Origin of the sequence: Marinobacter antarcticus, assembly GCF_011049865.1 — a bacterium.
In the GTDB taxonomy this organism is placed as follows: domain Bacteria; phylum Pseudomonadota; class Gammaproteobacteria; order Pseudomonadales; family Oleiphilaceae; genus Marinobacter; species Marinobacter antarcticus_A.
Genome location: NZ_DRGY01000034.1, coordinates 1 through 23937, shown reverse-complemented (window position 1 = coordinate 23937; position 23937 = coordinate 1). Strand labels below are relative to the sequence as shown.

Genomic DNA, 23937 nt, shown 5'->3' with positions numbered 1-23937 from the left:
GTATCCGCCTGTTGGGTGGCGAGTTACGCATCCCGGAATAGCCGTAGCCTGACGATCGCGCGTCCTCTCATTTGCTCACGCTGCTGAGAGGGCCATATACTTCCGAAAGAACACCCGGCGCTGCCGGGTGTCAGGGCTTTCAACATGAATGATATTGAACCCGGCGGTGCGCGTTACATGACACAGTTGTTTGGTGAGAAAAACAAAAGCGGGCTGACCCGGAAACTGATTGAAGCACTTTTCCCCATGTTCGAGGAAGCCAGTGCAGGCGCGATTGCTGTCGATCGCGAGGCCCGTATTACCTGGATAAACAGCAGCTACTTGCAACTGCTCGGCTTGAAAGACCCGGCCGGCGTTATCGGTCGCCCGGTGCGGCAGGTAATTCCCGAAACCCGCATGCCCGAGGTTGTCGAAACCGGCAAGCCTCTGCTTCTGGATATTATGGAGTACCAGCAACAGCAGTTGGTGGTCACCCGGCTTCCTTATTACGACGATTCAGGAAACATCGTCGGCGCCGTTGCATTTGTGCTCTATGATGATTTGCAACCCCTCACACCGTTGGTCAGCAAATACCGACGGTTACATCAGGATCTGGCGGCGGCTCGCAAGGCGTTGGCAAGAAAAGCCAGGAGCACGCGATACAGCCTCGGCGATTTTGTCGGCGCCAGCCCCGGAGCTCTTGAGGTCAAACGCAGGGCCCGTCTGGCGGCCGGCCGTGAGATGGCGGTGCTGCTGTTAGGCGAAACCGGCACGGGCAAAGAAGTGCTGGCCCAGGCAATCCACTCCGTCTCCACCCGCGCAGAAAAGCCTTTTGTGGGTGTGAACGTGGCGGCCATTCCCGATAATCTTCTGGAAGCCGAGTTCTTCGGTGTGGCACCAGGCGCCTACACAGGTGCGGATCGTAAGCTCCGGGAAGGGAAGTTCCAGCTGGCTAACGGCGGCACGCTGTTCCTGGACGAAGTGGGTGACATGCCCTTGGCGCTGCAGGCCAAACTGTTGCGGGCACTGCAAGAAGGGGAGGTCGAGCCTTTGGGCTCCAACACGATCACATCGGTCGATGTTCGGGTTATCGCGGCAACCAGTCGAAACCTGGAGGCCATGATTGCCGACGGCAGTTTCCGCTCGGATCTGTATTACCGGCTCAACGTGCTGGAAATTCCCATACCACCGCTGCGAGAACGCCTTGCTGACCTTGGGTTGCTGTGCGAAACCCTGCTTTGGGACATCAGTGAAGGGCTCGACATGCGCGCGGAAATCACCGATGCCGGTGTGGCGGCCCTGGCCAGCTATGACTGGCCAGGGAACATCCGTGAGCTGCGTAATGTGCTGGAGCGAGCTCTGACCATGAGTGAGGAAGGTGGCATGCTGGATGCCGACGCCATGTTCAAAGTGCTACCCCGGGTTGGCGCGCGCCCCGCCTCGCAAATCGCATCGCGGCCCGTTAGGCCATTAGCCGTAACACTGGCAGAGGCTGAAGCTCAGGCGGTGGAAGAAGCACTGGTCGCAAGCCGGGGTAACCGCACCAAAGCCGCGCGATTACTGGGTATTTCCCGCTCAGTACTGTACGAGAAACTGGCAAAAATGTCCTGATTTCCGGACATGTGTCTTGATATCTGTACAAGTACCTACGACTAATGAATTAAAGTGTTCGAAATTCCGGACAGGTGTAGGTCAACGAATTCTTTAAATTTATATATATCATTGATAAATATAATAAAAAAGTTCTTGGCATAATCTCTGCTGATCCTGGGATGCAGAACGTCAGAATAACGCTGAAAACAAGATTGACGCTTTTGTCAGACCCGAAACTTACAAATGTCCGTCTCGTTTTCTGTGATGTCTGACTAGACTCAGACTAAGCCATCGGGAAAATTATCTTGCTGGCCAAATAAAACAACAATGCTAGGAGACTCGCCAATGAAACTCTTAAAGGTCCTTACCGGTATCGCCGGTGTGATCGCCCTGACTAGCGGATCGGCTTTCGCGGATGACTTGCGCTGGAAAATGCCAGTTGCCTTCGCCACTAATCTGCCCGGCCTGGGTTCGCCTGCCGCCTGGGTTGCTGATAGCCTCAACACCGCTTCCGATGGCCACGTCCAGGTTCGCGTCTATGAGCCAGGCAAGCTGGTTCCGGTATTCGATATCTTGCAGGCTGTTTCCGATGGCAAGGTTGATGCAGGTTACACCTGGATCGGGTACGACCAGGGCAAGGTCCCTGCGATTCCTCTGTTTGCGGCTGTACCCTTTGGTATGAAGCCTTGGGCCTATACCGGCTGGTACTACTACGGCGGTGGCCATGAAATGCTGCAGGAAGTCTATGCCAACAAGGGCTTCAAAGTGCACGCTCAGCTGTGCGGTATTATCGGGCCTGAAACAGCGGGCTGGTATTCAGAAAAAATCGAAACACTGGAAGACTATAAGGGTCTGAAGATTCGCTTCGCGGGTCTGGGTGGCAAGGTTCTGGAAAAACTGGGAGCCTCGGTCACCATGATTCCCGGTGGTGAGCTCTATCAGGCACTGGAAAAAGGCACCATCGATGCCACTGAATTCTCCATGCCCGCCATCGACCAGATCCTCGGCTTTGATCAGGTGGTCAAGTACAATCTGTTCCCGGGCTGGCACCAGCAGTTTACTGCCCAGTACATGCTGATCAACAAGGACGCATGGGAGAAAACGACCAAAGCGCAGAAAGCGTTGGTTGTAGCCTCTTGCACTGCCGCAACAACCATGGCCCTGGCTGAGGGTGAGTACAAGAACGGCAAGGTTCTCGCTGGCTTCCAGGAAAAAGGCGTTCACGCTGACCAGATCCCCATTGACGTTCTTAAAGAGCTGAAAAAAGTCACCGGTGAAGTGCTGGAAGAAGAAGCCTCCAAGGATGCTGACTTCAAGCGCGTCTATGAAAGCCAGAACGAGTTTATGAAGAGCTACAAGGTGTGGGATACGCGCGCCTATGTTCCGGCTGACCTTTAAGGATCGGAGCTGACCTTGAGACATCGGAAGCAATTCCGGTGTGCTCTGATCAAGTCTGGATGGCCCTTCGGGGCCATCCTTGTTTCGCAACAGGCTTTTTAAGCGGGGAAGGTTCCCATGACGGTGTCTGATCAAGACTCACCGCGACAAACACGGGCATCAATGCCCGACATTGATGACTTGCTTCACCACCACACCGAGCTGCCGACCACGGGTATCAGCGAGTGGTTCGACCGGGTGGTCTCAGCTATTGGCAAGGGCGCATCCTGGCTCTGGCTTGTGGTAACCGGAATCATTATCTGGGCGGTTGTAGGTCGCTATGCGTTTGGCCAGGGATCGGTCTTACTCGAAGAAGTGCAGTGGCACCTGGCGGGCATCGGCTGGCTGCTGGGGCTGGGCTATACGCTGGTCGTTGATGACCATGTGCGGGTGGATGTCATTCACGAGCGATTGTCGCTGAAAGCCAAGGGCTGGATTGAACTGTTGGGCCTGATGTTCCTCCTGCTGCCTTTTCTCTGCCTGGCAATATACGAGATGGTGCCTTATGCCATCAGTTCCTGGGAGGTTGGCGAGACCAGTCAGGCACCGGCAGGGCTGCCTTATCGCTGGGTGCTCAAAAGCGTTCTGGGGTTGGCGTTCATGCTGATCCTGGTGGCTGCCGTATCGCGCCTGCTCAAGGTGACGGCGCTGCTGTTCGGTTTTCCAAAGGCAATCCGGATCGAATCCGGGAATATCAAGAAAGAGGATGCGTCCTGATGGAGCTCGAAACCCTGTTTGTAATCGGCATGTTCCTGACGTTCGGGGCCTTGCTGATGACCGGTTATCCGGTTGCCTGGGTGCTGGGTGGCACGGCGGTGATCTGGACGTTGATTGGCGTTGTCGCCGTTGAAGACTTTGGTGCCAGCCTCTGGTTTGATTACCCGTCGTCCCTGGGGCTGGTGCCCGAGCGAATTTGGGGGATAGTCGCCAGTGATACCCTGGTGGCGCTGCCGATGTTTATTTTCATGGGTATCATGCTGGACAAGTCCGGCGTTGCCGAAAAGTTGATGAACAGCATGGTCAAGCTGTTTGGCAACGTTCGGGGCGGCTACGCGGTTACGGTGATTGTGATCGGTGTTCTGCTCGCCGCCACCACCGGTATTATCGGTGCCTCGGTGGTTCTGCTTGGTATGCTGTCGCTACCGGTGATGATGGAGAACAATTACGACAAGGGCTTTGCCGTGGGTACCGCGTGCGCAACCGGCACGCTGGGCATTCTGATTCCTCCGTCGATTATGTTGGTACTGATGGCAGACCGGTTGGCCGTGCCGGAGGCGTCGGTAGGCGATCTGTTTATGGGCGCCTTCCTGCCCGGGATTCTTTTGGGGGCCATGTATGTGGCCTACGCAATGATCCGCCCGCTGCTCCAGCCGCATATTGCTCCGGTGCCGGAAGGCCTTGAAAAAGTCAGTTGGGCGGTGGTCTGGGAAGTGGCCAAGGCGGTTCTGCCGACGGCGGCTTTGATCCTTGGCGTTCTGGGTTCCATCTTTGCCGGCATTGCCACGCCCACCGAGGCGTCCGGTGTTGGCGCCCTCGGCGCCATGGTGCTGGCGCTGATGGCGCGCAGACTGAACATGGACGTGCTGCGATCATCGCTGTATCAGACCACCCGCACGTCTGCGTTTATCTTTGCAATTTTTCTTGGCGCAACGGCCTTCTCTGTCGTGCTGCGGGGACTTGGTGGCGATGAGGTGATCAAAGACGCGCTGCTGGGGCTGCCATTTGGACCCTATGGCGTGATATTGACGATTTTGTTCGCCGTGTTCCTGCTTGGCTTCTTCTTGGACTGGGTTGAGATCACCCTGATTATTCTTCCGCTGGTGGCGCCGGTTGTGCAACATCTCGGGTTTGACCTGGTGTGGTTCACCATCCTGTTCGCCATGTGCCTGCAGACGTCGTTCCTGACCCCACCGGTTGGTTTCGCACTGTTTTACATCAAGGGCGTAGCGCCGCCGGAGATCAAGGTTACGGATATCTACCGGGGCGTTCTGCCATTCATTATCATTCAGCTTATCGCGCTGGCCATCGTGTTCCTCGTGCCGGAAATTGCCACCTGGCTGCCCGGCGTGGCTTACGACTAAGGAGACAATACCCATGCGTTTGAAAAACAGCATTGCCCTGATCACCGGGGCGGGTCGTGGTATCGGCCGGGCGATCGCCGAACATTATGGCCGTGAAGGCGCTCGTGTGGCGGTTGCAGACCTCACGCTTGAAAGCGCACAAGAAGCCGTTGAGGCCATTGAAAAAGCGGGCGGCACGGCGATGGCGTTGGCCATGGACGTAACAGACGAGGCCGCCGTTGATGACGGTGTTGCCGCAATTGTAAAAGCCTGGGGCGGGCTGGATATCGCCGTGGCTAATGCGGGCATTCAGCACATAGACCCGGTGCACAAACTGGCGTATGCGGATTGGCGCCGGGTGATGAACGTTCATCTTGATGGCGCCTTTCTGGTTACCCGGGCGGCTCTCAAACAGATGTACGCCAACGGTGGAGGCACTGTGCTGTACATGGGGTCTGTGCATTCACTAGAGGCATCGCCGCTGAAAGCCCCCTACGTGGCCGCAAAGCACGGTATGCTGGGATTGTGTCGTACGGTTGCCAAAGAAGGTGCCGAATACGGCGTGCGCAGCAACATTATTTGCCCCGGTTTTGTGAGAACGCCGCTGGTTGACAAGCAGATACCAGAGCAGGCAAAAGAGCTTGGCATTTCCGAAGAAGACGTGATCAGCAAGGTTATGCTGAAAAACACCGTGGACGGAGCGTTCACCACGTTAGAAGATGTTTCCGAACTGGCGGTGCATCTGGCGGCTTTTCCTTCCGCTGCCCTCACCGGCCAATCTATTGTTGTCAGCCACGGCTGGCATATGCAGTAAGCAACAGGAGCGACGGATGAGCCACACAGAACAATCACCCGTAGTCTGGTCTCCTTCACAGGATATGCTGGACAACGCCCGGATGGGCCAGTTCAAAACCTGGCTGGAAGGCCAGGGCTATGGCCCCTTTGCGGATTATCACGCACTGCACCGGTGGTCCGTTGAAGATCTGGAAACTTTCTGGGCCAACGTCTGGGATTATTGTGGTTTGATTTGCGAAACACCGGCCACCACCGTGCTGGGCAAGCGGGATATGCCCGGTGCCGAGTGGTTCCCGGGTATGAAGCTGAACTTTGCCGGCAACCTGCTGCGCCTGGCAGGGGGCGAGCATGCCAGCCATGAAGCAGTCGTCGCCTACTGCGAGACGCGCCCGGTTCTGCGTCGTACCTACGGCGAACTGAACGACGATGTGGGCGCGTTGGAAGCGTTTTTGCGCAGCAAGGGCGTCGAAAAAGGCGACCGAGTAGCGGGAGTTGTCACCAACGGCTACGAAGCCCTCGCCGGCATGCTGGCAGCAACCAGCCTCGGCGCCATCTGGAGCTCCGCGTCACCGGACTTTGGCATTGGTGCCATTCTTGACCGGTTTGGCCAGATTGAGCCTGCCGCCTTGATTGTGGTGAACGGCTACGGATACGGCGGCAAGACCTTCGCCCGTCAGAACGATTTTGCGGAACTGATTGCCGGCCTGCCTACGCTCAAATGCGTTGTCAGCGTTGAGCAGCTTCCGGGAGAAGCTGCGGTGCCGGGCGATCTGGTTACGCCGTGGGACAAGGCCATTGCTTACGGTGCAGGCCAGGCGCCTTCGTTTACGCCTGTCGACCCGGATCATCCCGTTTACATTCTGTATTCCTCCGGCACCACCGGCAAGCCCAAGTGCATTGTTCACGGCACCGCCGGTCTGCTGGTGAACCACGCCAAAGAACTCATGCTGCATGGCGATGTAGGCCCGGAAGATCGCTTCCTCTACTTCACCACCTGCGGCTGGATGATGTGGAACTGGCAAGCCTCCGCCCTGTTAACCGGCGCCGCCGTCATTACCGTAGACGGCTCACCTGGCTACCCCAGCCTGAGCTTCCTGTGGGACACCGTAGCCGAAGAACGCGTTACCCACTTCGGCACCAGCGCCCGCTTTATCGCTGGCTGTCGCAAAGCGGGACTGACGCCGGCAGACACGCTGGATCTGGATAAACTCAGGGTTGTGTTTTCAACCGGCTCGCCCCTGCTCCCGGAAGACTACGACTGGATGTACAGCCATGGGGCCCCCAAAGCGTTGCTCGGTTCAATCGCCGGCGGCACCGACATTTGCGGTTGCTTTGTGGGCTCCACGCCCTTGTTGCCCGTGCGCCGGGGCGAAATCCAGTGCAGCTTGCTGGGCGTTGACGCCGTTGCCTACGGCGATGACGGCAAACCCGTCGACCAGGGCCGAGGCGAGCTTGTTTGCCGCCAGCCCATGCCCTCCATGCCCGTTGCCTTCTGGGACGACGCTGATGGCGAACGCTACCGCGCCGCCTACTTCGACACCTTCCCCGGGGTTTGGGCCCACGGTGACTTTATCGAGTTCACCGAGCACGGCGGCGCCATCATCTACGGCCGCTCCGACGCCACACTCAACCCGGGCGGTGTGCGCATAGGCACAGCAGAAATCTACCGCCAGGTAGAAACCGAAGCCGCCATCAAAGACAGCCTGGTAGTAGGGCGACAGATCGAAGGCGACGTGGAAATCATACTGTTCGTAGTGCCCGCAGAAGGCCACGAACTCACCGACGACCTGCTGAAACAGCTCAGAGCCCGAATCCGCCAAGGCGCCAGCCCGCGTCACGTTCCCAAACACATCGTGCAGGTGCCAGATATCCCCTACACCCGCAGCGGCAAAAAAGTGGAACTGGCCGTCGCCCGCCTGATCAACGGCTCCAGCAAAGCCGACAACCGCGATGCCCTGGGCAACCCGGAAGCGCTGGACCAGATTCGGGACCGGCTTGCTGAGGAGAATTTGCTGCCGAAAGGTTAGTTTTAATCTCGGAAGGCAATTTGGAACCTCGAGAAGTGGCGGGGTTAATGCTTCCCAAAACTGTGCGGAGCCATGGATGGCGGAGCCCAAGCGCCACACGGATGTGCTTGAGCGGGTTTTGGGAAGCATTAATCCCGACACTTTTGCCCCAAGTCCGCAGATCAGAATGCTAGAGAATGTTAGAAAGTTTCGTAAATTCCCACCACTTTATCGCCCTGTCACCGAAGATCCGCAGTCGTTAGTCCGTTCTTATACTAAGATCGTAACCAGAGATTACGAAAAAATGGTATCGTAGTAGGTCTATCAAAAGTTCCGAAATCAGTCATGGCGAAGGTCGGATGTCCACAAGACGCACAATCTCACCATGGCCGTCCTGAACTCACCTAATAACCTGAGGACGAAAATGAAGCCATCCAAAGCCAAAATCATCTACACACTGACCGACGAGGCGCCAGCCCTCGCGACACGGTCCCTCCTTCCAATCCTTGAAACCTACGCCAAGCCGGCCGGTATCGAATTCGAAACCAGCGACATCTCACTCGCAGCCCGAATTCTTGCAACCTTCCCTGATCATCTTGAGCAGAGCCAGCGGGTTCCGGATGCCCTCTCGGAACTGGGCGAATACACCAAAGACCCCGATGCCAACATCATCAAGCTGCCGAACGTTTCTGCCTCCATCCCGCAGTTGCGCGCCGCCATCAATGAGCTGAGGGAGCAGGGTTACAAACTTCCCGAGTACAAGGAAAACCCTGAAACCGACGAAGAAAAAGAGATCACCGCCCGCTACGCCAAAGTGCTCGGCAGCGCCGTGAACCCGGTTCTTCGTGAAGGCAACTCAGACCGCCGCGCGCCCGCAGCCGTCAAAGCATTTGCACGCAAATACCCCCACACCATGGGCGAGTGGAGCCCGGCGTCGCGCACCCACGTAGCGCACATGAGCGGTGGCGATTTCTATTCCAACGAACAGTCCCTGACTCTCGACAAGGCGACCAACACCCGCATTGTGTTTGAGAACAAGAAAGGCGAGCAGACCGTACTCAGAGCCGACCTTCCATTGCTGGAAGGCGAAGTGCTTGACGGCATGTTCATGAGCAAAAAGGCGCTTTGCAAATTCTTTGAAGATGCGATTGAAGACTGCGAGAAAACCGGCGTTATGTTCTCGCTTCATGTGAAAGCAACCATGATGAAAATCTCTCACCCGATCGTGTTCGGTCACGCGGTGAAGATTTACTACAAGGAGCTGTTTGACCAGTACGGCGATCTGTTTGAAGAAATCGGTGTAAACCCGAACAACGGCTTGTCTTCCGTACTTGAGAAAATCAAGTTGCTTCCGGAGTCCAAACAGGAAGAAATCCAGGAAGCTCTGCATAAAACCTACGAGCACCGCCCGGAAATTGCCATGGTTGACTCCGTGAAAGGAATCACCAACCTGCACGTCCCGAGCGACGTCATTGTTGACGCGTCCATGCCTGCGATGATCCGCAACTCCGGCAAAATGTGGGCTCGTGACGGCAAGCTCAAGGACACCAAGGCGATTATGCCTGAGTCGACCTACGCCACCATTTACCAGGAAGCGATCAACTTCTGCAAAACCCACGGCGCGTTTGACCCGACCACCATGGGCACCGTGCCAAACGTGGGCCTGATGGCGCAAAAGGCAGAAGAATACGGCTCCCACGACAAGACCTTTGAAATCCACGAAGATGGCGTGGTGCGCGTTATCGCCGAAGACGGCACGGTGCTGACCGAGCACAACGTGGAGAAGGGCGATATCTGGCGCGCCTGCCAAACCAAAGATCTGCCGATCCGCGACTGGGTCAAACTCGCCGTCAATCGCGCCCGCGCTACCGGCACGCCTGCGGTGTTCTGGCTGGACGACGAGCGTGCGCACGACGCCGAGCTGATCAAGAAGGTTCATACTTACCTGAAAGATCATGACACCGAAGGCCTCCATATTCGCATCGAGTCGCCGGTTCGCGCTATTCGCTGGACCATGGAACGCCTGATTCGTGGTCTGGATACGATCTCGGTCACCGGCAACGTACTGCGTGACTACCTCACCGACCTGTTCCCGATTCTGGAGCTGGGTACCAGTGCCAAAATGCTGTCAATCGTGCCGCTGCTGAACGGCGGTGGTCTCTATGAAACCGGCGCTGGCGGTTCTGCACCCAAGCATGTGCAGCAGCTGCTGCAGGAAAACCACCTGCGTTGGGATTCGCTGGGTGAGTTCCTGGCCATTGCCGTGTCGCTGGACGAGTTGGGCGAAAAGCACGACAACCACCGGGCACGCCTGCTGGGCCAGACACTCGACAAGGCCACGGAGCGCTTGCTGGAAAACAACCAGTCGCCTTCCCGGGTGACCGGAGAGCTGGATAATCGTGGCAGCCATTTCCACTTGGCCCGCTATTGGGCAGAAGAAATGGCAAGCCAGGATAGCGACAAGGAACTCAAAGAGTTCTTTATGAAACTGTCAGCGCAGCTGGAAGAGAACAAGGATAAGATTCTGGAGGAAATGAGTGTTGTCCAGGGTAATCCTACGGACATTGGCGGCTACTACCACGCGTCTGCAGCCAAAGTGAAGGCGATCATGCAGCCAAGTGAAACCCTCAACCGGATTATGGAAGATGCTCGCGCATCGGTGAAGTAATCCCGGATGGCAGGCGGGCATGTTGCCCGGCCGCCTGAGGTAGAAACCCGGAGCGCCTCGATACGGCGCTCCGGGTTTTTTTATTCCTGCTGCAGCGGTACCAGTTGGCCGCCGGTGAGCTGGGCCAGATCTCGGGGCGAAAGCTCAATCTCCAACCCCCGTCGACCTGCGCTGATATAGACGGTGTCAAAGGCTCCGGCCGATGCATCAATAAAGGTTTTCAGCGGATTCTTCTGTCCCAGAGGGCTAACGCCCCCCATCACATAGCCGGTGCGGCGCTGAACCTCTTGCGGGTCGGCCATTCCGGCCTTTTTACCGCCAGCGGCCTTGGCGATTCGTTTCATGCTCAGCATCCCGGTGACCGGGACCACACCGACCACAAGCGTTTTGCCATCAACCGTAACAACCAGAGTTTTGAATACCCGAGCCGGGTCAACGCCCATTTTTTCCGCGGCTTCGTGGCCGTAACCTGCGCTGGCAGGGTCGTGTTCGTATTCATGGACCTTGTGGGAAATGCCGGCTTTACTGATAGCATAGATACCGGGCGTCATGAGTTGCTCCTGAAGTTGCTCGTTTTGTTCACGGTTAACGGCCCATGATAGCGCGGGCGCTGGCCTGCCCGACGTTAGAATAAAACAGTCACCATTACGAAGGCGTATCCGATGAACCCAATAGCCCGTCGTGCACTGCACAGTTGCAAGGTTCCCAAGGATCTCTCTACCGTTACTTATCGCGATGTTGCCGGCGAAAAGCCGGAAGCAGCCGGCGTGGATAGTCGTACTGTAGACACTATCTGGAAAAACGTCGAAGCCTTGTATCGGACCGGTGTACACCCCGGCATCCAGATATCAGTGCGCCATCGTGGTGAACAGATACTGCATCGTGCAATTGGCCATGCGAGCGGCAATGGTCCCCACGATTCAGCCGACACGCCCAAAATAGCCATGACCACAGAAACGCCCATCTGTTACTTCTCTGCATCCAAAGCCGTCACCGCTTTGCTGATGCACATGCTCGTTGAGCAGGGTCTCGTCAACCTGATGGATCCGGTATCGTATTATTGCCCTGAGTTTGCGGCAAACGGAAAGCGCACCATCACAGTGCACCAGATTCTGTCGCATCGTGGCGGTATTCCGGCTATTCCGAAGGAAACGCCCATTGATGTTCTGTGGAACCAGGATGAAGTCTGGCGTTTGTTGTGCGAATCCAGAGCTGCAGAGGTGAACGGATCCAAGGTTGCGTATCATGCGATTACCGGCGGTTATGTGCTGCAACGAGTGCTCGAAAAGGTGACCGGTGACACGATCGAACACTATCTTGATAAACATCTGCGCCAACCTATGAACATGAAGTGGTTCACCTACGGGATTCAGGCGGAGAAGCTTCACGAGCTGGCGACCAACTATACAACCGGCCCGACACCCCGCTTTCCGGTATCCTGGATCGTTAACCGCGCGCTGGGTGGCAACATTGCAACGGTGGAAAAGGTAACCAACGATCCCCGCTTCCAGGAAGCCGTGATCCCGGCAGGCAATCTGTGCGGCACGGCTGAGGAAATGGGGCGTTTCTTCCAGATGATGCTCAACGGCGGCCTCTGGAACGGGAAGCGTATTTGCAGTGAGATTACCGTTCGCCGGGCCGTTCAGCAGTTTGGTTCGCTACAGATTGATCGCACGATGATGATGCCCATGCGTTTCAGCGCTGGCATGATGCTGGGCGGCAACCCGGTGGGGCTGTGGGGTCAAAAAAGCCGTTATGCGTTCGGGCATGTGGGATTGATCAATAAACTCTGCTGGGCCGATGCGGCGCGGGATATCTCGGTGAGCCTGCTCAACACCGGGTTTCCTATCGTCGGGCATCATATCCCTGCGTTGGGTAAGTTTGTCTACACCATTGCTCGCCAGTTCCCGCTGCGCCCCGAAAGCGAACGCCCCGTGTTCGCTGCCTGAGACGAAGGCTCACAGAGTGAGGAGTTGAGCTTCCAGAATGCCGAGCACGGATGACAGAATATCCCGGAAGTCTGTCAGCGTTTGTGTGCGCTGAATGATTTCTTCGCGGTGTTCATCCAACCGCTCCAGCGTGGGCACAACACGGCGAATGCCCTCGGTGATCACCTCATAAGGGTAGTGGTGGTCCTGGATGCTGAGTTTGTTTATCTCGGATACTTCCTGACTGAAAATACTGATGATGTCATACAGCATGTCTTTGTGCTGTATATGGGAGGCCTCCCAATAGGCATCGTCTAGCAGCTCAAGCAAAGAAAGATATTCCCGGAGGGTGTCGGCAACCGATGTCTGGCTCATAAACGATCCTGATAGCTGGTAAAGAAACGGTAAAGGGAACTGCAAAGAGAACTATAGCAGTGGATTCGTCCGGATTCCTTGGGCTTGAGCTTGAGAGCAGTCGCCGGGTTATGATGTAAAAGTGAAGCTCTGTTCATTTTGTTGCACTTTGGTAACCAGTTGTGCAAACTGTTTACGTAAAGGGAAACACTGCCACTCAATGGATGAAAGACAAAAATGCGCCCGCCCGCCTATCCCCACCGCGACGACACTCCCACGGCCAGAAACGTTCGACTGGATCACCACGACAGTGTGCGACTTCACGTTCTTCATCGCGTCAGCACAGAAGTCGAGCGGCTTGAACGCCGTGTTGAAATTCTGCGCCTGGCCAATGCTCCCCACGTAGCCATTATGATTTCAGCCTATGAGCGAATGATTGATCAGAAAAAAGACTTCCTGCAGAACTGGGATCTAGATGAGCAGTCACAAACCCAATCCGCCTTTGCACTGTTATAATACGCCCTCGCTGTTCTCCGGACGTAACAAAGCCACTTACTTACGTTGCCTGCCGGGTATTTAATTCAAGACCGTTCGCCAGGAGCCTGCATGTCTGACACCGTTGTTGTAATTTATTCCGGAGGCATGGACTCATTTACCCTGCTGCATCGGGCACGCGCCAAAGGGATGCGGGTTCATGCATTGTCGTTCGATTACGGTCAGCGCCACGTTCGCGAACTGGACGTTGCTCGCGCCGTTTGTACTGACTTGGACATTCCCCACAAGGTTGTCGATATTCGGGCGATGAGTGAGGTCATGGCGGGCTCCGCGTTGACCTCCGGCGAAGACATACCCGAAGGCCATTACGAAGAAGAAAGCATGAAGGCCACGGTGGTACCCAATCGCAATATGATCCTGCTTTCTCTGGCGACAGGCTATGCGGTAACGGTGAATGCCACGGCCGTTTGGTACGGTGCCCACGGTGGCGATCACGCCATTTATCCGGACTGTCGACCGGAATTTGTGGATAAAATGAATGCCGTCTGTCGGATAGCGAACTATGAGCCCGTCGGTATCGACGCGCCTTTTATGCACATGAGTAAGGGCGACATTCTTGCCGAGGGCCTTGGGATGGGACTCGACTACACCCACTCCTGGACGTGTTACAACGGACGGGAGAAAGCATGCGGGCTATGTGGTTCTTGTGTAGAGCGGCTCGAAGCCTTCTCTGACAACGGCCTTGCAGACCCCCTGGCCTATGAGGTTGCGCGCTGATGTACCGCGTCAAGGAAGCCTTTTATACCTTGCAGGGTGAGGGCGCTCAGGCGGGTCGAGCGGCGGTGTTCTGTCGTTTCAGTAAATGCAACCTGTGGACCGGCCGGGAAAAAGACCGGGCAACGGCGGTGTGCAATTTTTGCGACACAGACTTTGTGGGCACGGATGGCCAGAATGGCGGGGCCTTTGCAACCGCCGAGGCGTTGGCGGCCCACATTCGCAGCCTCTGGCCAGATGCACCCGGAGCACCCTATGTGGTGTGCACCGGCGGAGAGCCCTTGTTGCAGTTGGATGGCAAACTGATTGATGCGCTGCACCAACAGGGGTTTGAGGTGGGCGTAGAAACCAATGGCACCTTGCCCGCGCCGGCTGGCATTGACTGGCTGTGCATGAGTCCCAAAGCCGACGCCTCTGTGGTGATTGAAACTTGCGATGAGCTCAAACTGGTGTACCCGCAATCGAAAGCCATGCCAGAACGGTTCAGTCACATAAAAGCCCGTCACTTTTTCCTGTCACCCATGGCGTCACCGTCAGCTCCGGATGGCGGCGAAGACCCGATCAAACAGAGTAACACCCGCAAGGCCACGGATTACTGCCTGGCGCATCCTCGCTGGCGCCTGACCTTACAGATGCACAAAATCATCGGCATTGACTGATCACCGGTTAACCCGTGTGCGAGTGAGCTGAGAATCCGCTAAAGCCTGATGTCAGTAATTACCGGATTGTGATCGGAAGAACGCCACGGCGACGCATCGGTATCCGAAAGGCTGGTTTTGTATCCCGCAGAAGGCGGTTCGTCGGTATTGATGTTCCAGGTTCTGGCACCGAGAATTCGGGGCTTGAGTGATGGCGAGGCGAGCGCGTAATCCAGCGAGCCCTTTTCACCCTTGTACCGATAGGTGTAATGATCGCATTGCTGTGGCGTGCAGGGATGAAAGTGATGCACCATGCTGGTATACCCTGCGCGCCGCAGAACGCTCAGCGGCGCCTCCCGGAAATAGCTGTTGAGATCCCCGGTGATCAGAGTGCCTGCCAGAGCAGGAGCCTGCGGCAGCTGCTCAATCCATTTCACTATGGCGTGCGCGGTCTCTGTGCGGCGCCCGGCGTAGCACCCCTGACCATCGTTTCTGTTTCGGTTATCACCGTTTGCGCCCCGGCAAGACTTTGATTTCAGGTGTGACACCACGACCTGAATGGCAAGCCGTTGGCCCGTAGGCCGGAAAATCTGCGCCAGCGGCGGGCGGCCTCTGCTGCTGAAGACGCCGCTGTTCAGGCGTTTCGGTGGGGCCTCGGCGTCGATACGATCGCGACGATACAGTAACCCCGTGCGGATCTTGTCCTGACCGTCGGCGCCAGGGGTCTTGACGAAGGCCCACTTTGGCCCGAGCGCATTGGCCAGTTGTGCTATTGCGCTGTTTTTGCCGTAACCGTCATTTTCGAGTTCGGTCACCGCCAGAATATCCGGGTCTGGCCGTCGGAGTGCTTCCACCAACCGCCTTTGTTGCACCTCAAAAGCCATAGCCGTTGGCGCGCCTCGCGCTGTCGGAAAGCCGCCGCCGGCACCGTCGCCGTTAAAGTAGTTCTCCAGATTCATGGTCATGATCCGGACATGGGGCTCCGCCGGCCGGCCCGGTGCGGGCGGTCTTGCGTTAACCGATCTGAAAATCGGTGGTTCCCCGGGTTGTATCCGCCAGGCGTCAAACCGGTAATCAAGAATGCCCGAAAGCTCCCGAATTTCATCCCCGCTACGAAAGCTGTTTTCGGCACCCAGGCCGCCGGGTGGCCAGGGTATCGGCCGGGGCTCGCGAACGCCTCGACCATCGTCCAGCATCAATTTTCGCTGCCGGTTTCGATCTGCAAGTTCTTTTGCCTGTGGGCCTGGCTCCAGATATTCCGTAGGGATCACCTGCTCGCCGGAAGCCAGTGTGAGCTCGCCGTAACGGGCGAGGTTCCAGGAATCGACGATCGTCAGAGGCTGGTCCACCCGCACGCGCATGTTTTCGAGAGACTCCAGAGCTTCTGGCCAAAGCAGTGTCAAAATTCGTGCGTGGGGAAGGGGCGCCAAACCGCAGGCCACTATAGTTTGGATGTCGGTTAACTCGGTGAGACCATGAAATTCTTTTACAGTGCCCGTGACGCGCAAGCGTTCACCTGGAGCACCGGTCTTTTCGCGGGTATAAATGAACAGAGCTTCGGAGGTTTCGGGATTGGCGTCGGTTTCGCCATCGGCCTGTTGTATGTAAAAACCGTCAAACCCGCCGTCGATGCGAGCGTCGAAGGTGAGCACACCTTCTACCGTAACGCGGTCGCCTGCGAGCGGGGAGGTGTCACCCCGGCCCTGAATCTCAGAGATTGGCGTCGCCTGAGCGCCACAGACGTTGGCCGCCAAACCCTGTGAGGCCGGCAGCAACAAGGCAATGAGCAGGGTCCATGGGGCCACGCTGTCCAGCTTAACTGTGCCCGGCGACGGCTTTCAGGGCGCGTTCGCGTTTGCTGCCGAACCCGAGTTGATCCGGATTGGTCAGTTCAAGTTGCTGTATCAACGGATCAGGATGATGATTGTCCAGCGTGATGCCGAGCCGTGAGAGTACATAGGGTGCCAAGGCAGCCCGGGTATCAACATCGAGGCGGTCATTTTTCATACCGTAATCAAGAGCGATGATCTTTTGCTGCGCTGCCGTCAGGCGGTGATCGGGTGAGATCGTCATGGTGACGTTACGATTCCAGTCCTCGTCCTGCTCGCTGGTGTGCTTTGCTTTTTGCCGCAGCGCTGTGGGGGCCGTATGAAAACGGCTAAGCGCAAAATCCCGGAATTCGCGATTGGAGTCGCTCCAGGCGCGCAGGTGCCAGTTATTGCCGGTGCACACTAACGTGTGCGGTTCCAGAATACCCTCAACCGCTTCAGGACGGCTCAGAGAGGCGTAGCTCGCTTTGAGTTGACGACCATGGCGGGTGGCGGCAACGACGGCGCGCATGGTTTCAGGTGCGATAACCCGATTGAGGCCGAATACAACCGTGCTGTCGGGCAGGCCGATATCGAGCTCTTCAAAGGTGTTGCTGAGGTTTTGCTGGCGTGCCAGCAAATCCTGATATTCGCTGACGTTCCCCCGGGTTACAACGGGCCGGTAATGGGGGGCCGGCACGTAACCCTTGAGGTGACGGTCATAGACAAGATTGCCCGGGGCCAGCTCGCGCAAATACGTGTTTATGTCCTTGGATGCCTGCTGCCGGCCAATACCAAAGCTGTGACAAATGTGGTTTGTGGTCAGTCGACCTTCCCACAAAGCAATGGTTTCAATAAGTCGGTAGCGAAGCAGCAAATCCCAGCGGATGGGCCAGTCCGTTTTTTTCATAACCAAGCGCTCACGGTTTTATTAAATAACTGTCGCTAATGTTACCTTCTATGTTACGCCGGGTCTGTTACGGCACATTAATGTGAAACATTGTGAAACCGCGTCATAGCCGCGTTTGACGCAATGAGCTTCGGCGCTGAACTGCGGGAAGTGCGTAGTAGTCACGCCGTTGAGGTGCTGTTGTAATATGGCTGCAGTAAAGTCCGGATAGAGCAACTACGCTCGTTTTCAGCCCCACCAATCCGAATCGTCAAATCCGGAGTTTTCGCAATGGCCCGAATGGTCACTTCCCTGTCAGCTTTGCTTCTGAGTATCGTTCTGCTTGTCAGCGGAAACGCTTTTCTGATGACCTTGTTGGGTATTCGCCTGAGTATCGAATCGGTTTCCCCCGATATTATCGGCTGGGTGCTGGTGTGCTATTCCATCGGTTTCGTTCTGGGCACTCTTTACGTACATCATATTATCGGCCGGGTTGGCCATATCCGTGCGTTCGCGGTGTTTGCGGCGGTTGCTGCCGTAACTGCACTCTTGTATCCCATGGCTATATCCACGGAATTCTGGGCGGTTCTGAGGGTGCTTTCGGGGTTCAGCATCGCGGGCGTGCTGGTTGTTATCGAAAGCTGGTTCTCCAGCCGCGCCAGCAACAGTAATCGAGGCGCCCTGTTCGCCGTTTACCAGATCGTTTTTTACCTGTCTGCCGCTGGCGGCCAGCTCATTATAAACTTGGGCGATCCGGCCAGTTTCATGCCTTATTCTCTGGCCGCAATTCTGCTGGCGCTGGCGTTGATTCCTTTGTGTTTGACCCAAATGGAAGCGCCGATTATCGAAAAGGTTCAGCGCATTTCCTTTTTCACCCTCGGGCGTGAATCGTTTACCGGGGTGTCCGGTGCTGTGATCTGCGGTGTGTTGATCGGCGGGTTTTATGCGTTGGGGCCGGTTTACGCAACGCTGATGGGGCTTGATGTTGCCAAAACCTCCACGTTTATGGCCTGCGCCATTATTGCGGCCATGATTCTGGCCTGGCCGTTGGGGCGGTTGTGCGACAGTTTTGATCGCCGCCGCGTTATGTTCTGGGTCGCGTGTACGGCCGCGCTGGCGGCGGTGGCTGTCAGTTTGTTGGGCACTGGAAATCTTTGGCTGCTCATGGTTCTAGTGGGGCTGTTCACCGGCCTTTCGGCAATGATTTACCCCATATCCGTTGCAATAACCAACGATCGCATGGAAAGCACCCGGATTGTGGCGGCCAGCGCCACCCTGCTCCTCAGTTACGGTGTTGGCAGCGTTATTGGCCCTATTGTGATGGCTGAGCTGATCAACATGATGGGACCGAAAGGCTTGTTCCTTGGTAATGCGGGGTTCCTTTTTGTGCTTGCGGTGATCACGTCTTTGCGCATTACCTACACAGACGATGTGGCGGTGGAGGATCAACAAGACTATGTGCCAGCCATGCCCGAAACCTCCTCTGTGCTGACGGAATTGGATCCGCGCAATACGGAGTTCCATATGTCTTCCGTGACTGACGACACGAGTCAGGAGCCCGCACGGCAGCAAAGCTAACAGCGCGGCTGTGCGGAAGAAAAGGTATCGTTCGGTTCATTACCATTCTGTTTTGCTTGCACATCTGTTTTTGTTTGAATTGTTAGCTTACTATTGGTATCTTTCCCGTAAAGTAAGCCTTTTGATGGGTGCTGCATGATTCGCGAATGGCGATTCCGACCCAGAACGGAGTATTAACAATGAAAGATCAGTTTCCCTTTGCCGTTGCCCGGGTCACCCGCCGTTGGCGTAAGTTATTGGACGAGCGCCTGAAAGACCTGGGCGTCACACAGGCCCGCTGGACCACCATGGTCTACCTTCAGCAGGGTGGTGAAGGTCTGACCCAGCGCGAGCTGGCCAGCCTGATGGCCATTGAAAACCCGACGCTGGTTCGCCTGCTCGACAGCCTGGAACAGCAGCATTTGATTGAGCGCCGCGCTTGCCCCAATGATCGCCGGGCCCGGCGTTTGCATCTTACCGATCCGGGTAGGGAGTTCATGGACGTGCTGTCCGCTCGGGCTAACACGCTGCGGGACGAAATGCTTGACGGTATTAGCCTTGACGATATCGAGAGTTCTCTGAAAGTGTTCCAAAAAATCATGAGCAACGCTGAAAAGCAGAAATAACCCGTCCGAGACCGCTTCGATGTGGGCTCGGGCGTGCCTTATTCGATCGGTTGCCATGGTTGTGATGATTGTTTAATATGCAGTTCTTCTCTTCAGGGGAGTAGTCTCCGCGCCCGGCACCCGGTAGCGGACGTTGGTCAACATACTTGGGGCACAATCCCCATGGCCATCGTGTTTCGTCAGTATATCGATGAAATTGGCAAGACCTGAGGCAGACTTACCTCCAAGGGCGGAAGGTAATGCTGTCTCCTGTCTGACTATCCGCCCCGGACACATCCATGGATGCACTTTTCACCTCTACCCTCGCCGTTGCGGTTGCAGAAATCGGCGACAAGACCCAATTGCTTTCGCTCTTCCTTGTAGCTCGTTACGCCCAACGTTCCGCCATTATCATGGGAATTCTGGTTGCCACCATTCTGAACCACGCACTTTCTGCCTGGTTTGGCGCTTGGGTTGCCGCTTGGATTCCGGCTCCGTGGCTGCCCTGGATTCTCGCGCTCAGTTTTGTGGTTATTGCACTGTGGCTGCTGATTCCAGACAAAGACGACAGCGAAGACTCGCGCTTTCTGGGCATGGGGGCCTTCATGGCGACAACCGTGATGTTTTTCCTGGCAGAGATCGGTGATAAAACCCAGATTGCGACCGTAGTGCTGGCGGCGCGTTTTACCGAAACGTTCTGGGTGATTGTCGGTACAACACTGGGGATGTTGCTAGCGAATATACCGGTTATCATGGCAGGACACTGGTTGATGGATCGTTTGCCACTGGCGACCGCTCGGGTTTGTGCAAGCATTCTGTTCGCGATCATGGCCGCTGTGACCCTTTCATCGGTCGTTTGGAACTCTTGAGAGCGACGGCTGTCATGGAATGCGAAGATGCAGGTTTTTCTGGAATGAAAAGTATGGGATTTAAAAAGTATTCAGCCCTGATGTTGCTAGCGGGTACCCTGGCTTTCCAGCCCTTGTGGGCGGCAGAGCAAAGCAGCACGCCTGAAAAGCCTGGCCCTGTTACGGCGCCTGATCGCAGCCCCCGGGTGCCAACGCTTGAAATAAAGGGAGATCTGGCCGGCCATTTGGGTGTGTATACCACTCATTATGAAGATACGTTTGCCGAAGTGGGCAGTCAGCTTGCCTTGGGTTATCTCGAATTGGCGAAAGCGAACCCGGGTGTGGATCCATGGCTGCCTGGTGAAGGCACCACCATTACCTTGCCGCGCCACTACGTGATGCCCGATGCGCGCCGGGAAGGCATTGTTATCAACCTGGCGGAATACCGGCTTTACTATTTTACAGGGAACAGCGTGCAGGTTTACCCGGTGGGTGTCGGCACCGATGACAACCCGTCTCCGCTGACGGATGCCAAGGTAACCATGGCCCTGGAATCGCCCGCGTGGTACCCCCCCGCCAGCATTCGTGCGCAATACAAGGCCTCGGGCGATTTTTTGCCGCGAATGATTCCCCCTGGCCCGGAGAATCCGTTGGGCAGTCATGCGTTGATGCTTAGTGAGAAGGGCTATCTGATTCACGGCACGAACAAACAGTTTGGCGTAGGTATGCAGGTCAGTCACGGCTGTTTTCGCATGTACAACGACGACATCTCCCGATTTGTTTATCAGGTGAGCAAGGGCACGCCCGTTCAGATTGTGAATGATCCGGTAAAAATGGGGATGTCCGGCGGCGAGGTTTGGCTTGAGGTTCATCGCCCCCATGAAGACTATAGTAAGAAGGATCGGGATCGCTTGTGGCGGGAAGTGACCTTGGAAGTGGAAGCGTTCCGACAGAAGCACCCGAATGTTGAGGTTCAGCGTCAAGCAATAGAACTGGCTGTTGACCAGGCAGACGGAATTCCTGCCATGGTGGGTGAACAGGTTGTACGTATGGCCGCTGACGAAACGCCGGAAGACAAGCAGTCTTCCACGCCGGATAAACCGAAGCAGACGCTGTATTTTTGATTGATTTTTTGGATCCGGGGAGGCGATATGCTGTCTTACCATCCTGTGAAATCAGACCGCCAAAAAAGGTGGTTCGGAATATGGCTCACGGTTTTTCTGGCCGGTACGCTGCTGGTTTTGGCTGCCCTGGCTCATCAGGCTTTCGCCCAACAACAAAACAAGGGAAGCGCGCTTGTTTTAACGGTTGAGGGCGCTATTGGCCCTGCCACGATGGATTACGTGATACGCGGAATTCGCCGAGCTGAAGCCGAAGGCTCAAAGCTGGTGGTTCTCGAGATGGATACGCCTGGCGGCCTCATGGACTCCATGAGGGAGATCATCAAGGCCATTCTTGGATCTGACGTGCCAGTCGCGACTTATGTAACACCTCAGGGCGCACGTGCTGCCAGTGCCGGCACTTATATCCTGTTCGCCAGCCACATTGCGGCGATGGCGCCTGCTACTAATCTGGGTTCCGCAACGCCGGTTCAGATGGGCGGCTCAGCGCAAAATGATACCGACAAGAATGGCAAGCGCCGGGGCGAAACGCCCATGGAGCGAAAAATTCTGGAGGATGCGGTTAGCTACATCCGCGGTCTGGCAACGCGTCATGGCCGGAATGCAGATTGGGCAGAAGAAGCGGTCCGTGAGGCTGTAAACATTGGCGCCCGCGAAGCATTGGATAACAACGTTATAGATGTTGTTGCGGCGGACCTGCCAGATCTGATGCGCCAGATTGACGGGCGCACTGTGCGCATGGGGTCTGGTGATATGACCCTGCGGACGGCCGCCCTTGAAACAATCCGAATGCCGCCGGGCTGGCGTACCCGCCTGCTCTCTGTGATTACCCACCCCAACGTTGCCTATTTCCTGATGATTATCGGGTTCTACGGCATTATTTTCGAGCTCGCAAGCCCAGGTGCGGTTGTGCCAGGTGTTGTTGGCGCAATCTGTTTGATTCTGGCTATGTTTGCATTCCAGGTGTTATCGGTTAACTACGCTGGCCTGGCACTGATACTTCTGGGGCTGGGGTTTATTGTCGGAGAATCCCTGGCGCCCAGTTTCGGTATTCTCGGGGTTGGCGGCCTGGTTGCGTTTGTGATCGGATCGGTCATTCTCATGGATGGCAGCCGCCGGGCGGTCTCGCTTCCCGCGATTGGTGGTACGGCGGCCGTAGCGGCGGGTTTTATGCTATGGACCGTTACCCGGCTTGTCAGTTTACGCAAAAAACACCCGGTAAGCGGTGCCGAACAGCTCGTCCATGAAAAGGCGCTAGCTCTGGATGACTTCCTTGGGGCAGCTGACAGCGGTTACCGGGGACATGTGCGCCTGACGGGAGAGCGTTGGAGGGCGATCAGCCAACACCCTGTTTATCAAGGTGATGCCTTGCAGATCACCGGAATTGATGGCCTGACGGTCAGTGTAAAGCTGTCCAATGATCGGTCAGACCCGATGCACAGTAAGCAACCGTGAAATGAGGAGGCTGTATGATTGGTAATCTGATTTCCTGGGCAACACCCATTGTGGTGTTGTTGCTGATCTTGGGCGCTTCAATAAAAATCCTGCCGGAATACCAGCGTGGCGTGGTGTTTTTTCTGGGTCGGTTTCAGGGGGTGAAAGGGCCAGGATTACTTTTCATACTTCCTGGTATTCAGCAAATTGTTCGGGTGGACCTTCGTTTGATCACCCTGGACGTGCCCAGTCAGGATGTGATTTCTCGCGACAACGTAACGGTGCGAGTGAATGCCGTGCTTTATTTTCGAGTGGTTGACCCGGAGCGGGCCATCATCCGGGTTGAGGATTTCAACTCGGCGACCAGTCAGTTATCCCAAACCACGCTTCGATCTGTGTTGGGCAAGCACGATCTCGATGAAATGTTGTCAGAGCGGGACAAGCTCAACGTCGACATTCAAGAGATCATTGATGCTCAAACCGAAGAATGGGGTATCAAGGTTGCTAACGTTGAGATCAAGCACGTAGACCTTGATGAATCGATGATCCGGGCTATTGCACGCCAAGCTGAAGCGGAACGTGAGCGAAGGGCAAAGGTGATTCACGCAGAAGGCGAACTACAGGCTTCAACGAAGCTGGTGGAAGCGGCAAAGGTCATGTCTGCAGAACCGGGTGCCATGCAGTTGCGTTACTTGCAAACCCTCTCAGACATGAGCAATACCAATTCCTCCACCATCGTGTTTCCGCTACCCATCGACGTGTTGAAAACGTTCATGGAAAAAAAGCCCCAGGCGTAATGTGAGGGATCGAGTAGGAGGCGGGATTACTCCCGCCGTCCTCTCACACCACCGTACGTACGGTTCCGTATACGGCGGTTCATGGTCGGCACTGAAGCCGTAATACTGTATCAAGCAACGACACGAGTCCCCATTGGTCAAAGACCTTCTT

The 23937-nt window shown here is 56.1% G+C and carries 21 protein-coding genes; 17 read left to right on the top strand and 4 right to left on the bottom strand.

The window, feature by feature from the left end:
• The first annotated feature begins 177 nt into the window (after positions 1–177).
• The 7 genes from ENI00_RS04325 (at position 178) to ENI00_RS04295 (ending at position 10538) form a co-directional block, all read left to right on the top strand.
• The gene (locus ENI00_RS04325) at positions 178–1590 is read left to right on the top strand and encodes a sigma-54 interaction domain-containing protein (protein WP_304099304.1); all 1413 of its coding nucleotides are present in this window, start codon (positions 178–180) and stop codon (positions 1588–1590) included.
• A gap of 327 nt (positions 1591–1917) precedes the next feature.
• Positions 1918–2970 carry a TRAP transporter substrate-binding protein gene (locus ENI00_RS04320; protein WP_304099302.1) on the top strand — a complete coding sequence of 351 codons (1053 nt, stop codon included), beginning with the start codon at positions 1918–1920 and terminating at the stop codon, positions 2968–2970.
• A 117-nt stretch (positions 2971–3087) separates the two neighbouring features.
• The gene (locus ENI00_RS04315) at positions 3088–3726 is read left to right on the top strand and encodes a TRAP transporter small permease subunit (protein WP_304099300.1); all 639 of its coding nucleotides are present in this window, start codon (positions 3088–3090) and stop codon (positions 3724–3726) included.
• A complete protein-coding gene (locus ENI00_RS04310; protein WP_304099298.1) occupies positions 3726–5090 on the top strand; it encodes a TRAP transporter large permease in 1365 nt (454 codons plus the stop codon). The genes ENI00_RS04315 and ENI00_RS04310 overlap by 1 nt, the downstream gene beginning before the upstream one ends.
• Positions 5091–5103: 13 nt before the next feature.
• Entirely contained in the window at positions 5104–5883 is a 780-nt protein-coding gene (locus tag ENI00_RS04305) for a 3-hydroxybutyrate dehydrogenase (RefSeq protein WP_304099296.1), read from the top strand.
• 16 nt (positions 5884–5899) lie between these two features.
• Positions 5900–7891, top strand: a complete 1992-nt coding sequence (locus ENI00_RS04300) for an acetoacetate--CoA ligase (RefSeq protein ID WP_304099293.1) — start codon at positions 5900–5902, stop codon at positions 7889–7891.
• Positions 7892–8294: 403 nt separating this feature from the next.
• Positions 8295–10538: an NADP-dependent isocitrate dehydrogenase gene (locus ENI00_RS04295; RefSeq protein WP_304099289.1), complete on the top strand. Its 2244-nt coding sequence runs from the start codon at positions 8295–8297 to the stop codon at positions 10536–10538.
• 80 nt (positions 10539–10618) lie between these two features.
• On the opposite strand, the gene ybaK is transcribed toward ENI00_RS04295, so the two are convergent.
• On the bottom strand, positions 10619–11089 hold the full coding sequence (gene ybaK, locus ENI00_RS04290) for a Cys-tRNA(Pro) deacylase (RefSeq protein WP_304099286.1): 471 nt from the start codon (positions 11087–11089) through the stop codon (positions 10619–10621).
• 111 nt (positions 11090–11200) lie between these two features.
• Between ybaK and ENI00_RS04285 the strand changes: the two genes are divergently transcribed.
• The gene (locus ENI00_RS04285) at positions 11201–12487 is read left to right on the top strand and encodes a serine hydrolase domain-containing protein (RefSeq protein WP_304099283.1); all 1287 of its coding nucleotides are present in this window, start codon (positions 11201–11203) and stop codon (positions 12485–12487) included.
• A 9-nt stretch (positions 12488–12496) separates the two neighbouring features.
• Here the strand turns inward: ENI00_RS04285 and ENI00_RS04280 are convergent, their stop codons facing one another.
• Positions 12497–12841, bottom strand: coding sequence for a hypothetical protein (locus ENI00_RS04280; protein ID WP_304099280.1), 345 nt, complete (start codon positions 12839–12841; stop codon positions 12497–12499).
• A 216-nt stretch (positions 12842–13057) separates the two neighbouring features.
• Between ENI00_RS04280 and ENI00_RS04275 the strand changes: the two genes are divergently transcribed.
• From ENI00_RS04275 to queE, 3 genes are all read left to right on the top strand, one after another.
• On the top strand, positions 13058–13336 hold the full coding sequence (locus ENI00_RS04275; RefSeq protein ID WP_304099278.1) for a hypothetical protein: 279 nt from the start codon (positions 13058–13060) through the stop codon (positions 13334–13336).
• 90 nt (positions 13337–13426) lie between these two features.
• Positions 13427–14092 carry a 7-cyano-7-deazaguanine synthase QueC gene (gene queC, locus ENI00_RS04270; RefSeq protein ID WP_304099275.1) on the top strand — a complete coding sequence of 222 codons (666 nt, stop codon included), beginning with the start codon at positions 13427–13429 and terminating at the stop codon, positions 14090–14092.
• Positions 14092–14748, top strand: coding sequence for a 7-carboxy-7-deazaguanine synthase (queE, locus tag ENI00_RS04265; protein WP_304099272.1), 657 nt, complete (start codon positions 14092–14094; stop codon positions 14746–14748). The genes queC and queE overlap by 1 nt, the downstream gene beginning before the upstream one ends.
• 38 nt (positions 14749–14786) lie before the next feature.
• On the opposite strand, the gene ENI00_RS04260 is transcribed toward queE, so the two are convergent.
• Positions 14787–16532: an ExeM/NucH family extracellular endonuclease gene (locus tag ENI00_RS04260; protein ID WP_304099270.1), complete on the bottom strand. Its 1746-nt coding sequence runs from the start codon at positions 16530–16532 to the stop codon at positions 14787–14789.
• A gap of 10 nt (positions 16533–16542) precedes the next feature.
• Positions 16543–17445, bottom strand: coding sequence for a WYL domain-containing protein (locus ENI00_RS04255; RefSeq protein WP_304099268.1), 903 nt, complete (start codon positions 17443–17445; stop codon positions 16543–16545).
• 270 nt (positions 17446–17715) lie between these two features.
• Between ENI00_RS04255 and ENI00_RS04250 the strand changes: the two genes are divergently transcribed.
• From ENI00_RS04250 to ENI00_RS04225, 6 genes are all read left to right on the top strand, one after another.
• Positions 17716–19002 (top strand): MFS transporter, encoded by a 1287-nt coding sequence (locus ENI00_RS04250; RefSeq protein ID WP_304099266.1) that lies wholly within the window; start codon positions 17716–17718, stop codon positions 19000–19002.
• A gap of 179 nt (positions 19003–19181) precedes the next feature.
• Positions 19182–19607: a MarR family transcriptional regulator gene (locus ENI00_RS04245; RefSeq protein ID WP_304099264.1), complete on the top strand. Its 426-nt coding sequence runs from the start codon at positions 19182–19184 to the stop codon at positions 19605–19607.
• Between the two features lie 278 nt (positions 19608–19885).
• A complete protein-coding gene (locus ENI00_RS04240; protein WP_304099260.1) occupies positions 19886–20455 on the top strand; it encodes a TMEM165/GDT1 family protein in 570 nt (189 codons plus the stop codon).
• 53 nt (positions 20456–20508) lie between these two features.
• Positions 20509–21558 (top strand): L,D-transpeptidase family protein, encoded by a 1050-nt coding sequence (locus ENI00_RS04235; protein WP_304099258.1) that lies wholly within the window; start codon positions 20509–20511, stop codon positions 21556–21558.
• Between the two features lie 27 nt (positions 21559–21585).
• A complete protein-coding gene (locus tag ENI00_RS04230; RefSeq protein WP_304099256.1) occupies positions 21586–23010 on the top strand; it encodes an NfeD family protein in 1425 nt (474 codons plus the stop codon).
• Positions 23011–23024: 14 nt separating this feature from the next.
• Positions 23025–23786, top strand: a complete 762-nt coding sequence (locus tag ENI00_RS04225) for a slipin family protein (protein ID WP_304099254.1) — start codon at positions 23025–23027, stop codon at positions 23784–23786.
• The last annotated feature ends 151 nt before the right edge of the window (positions 23787–23937 follow it).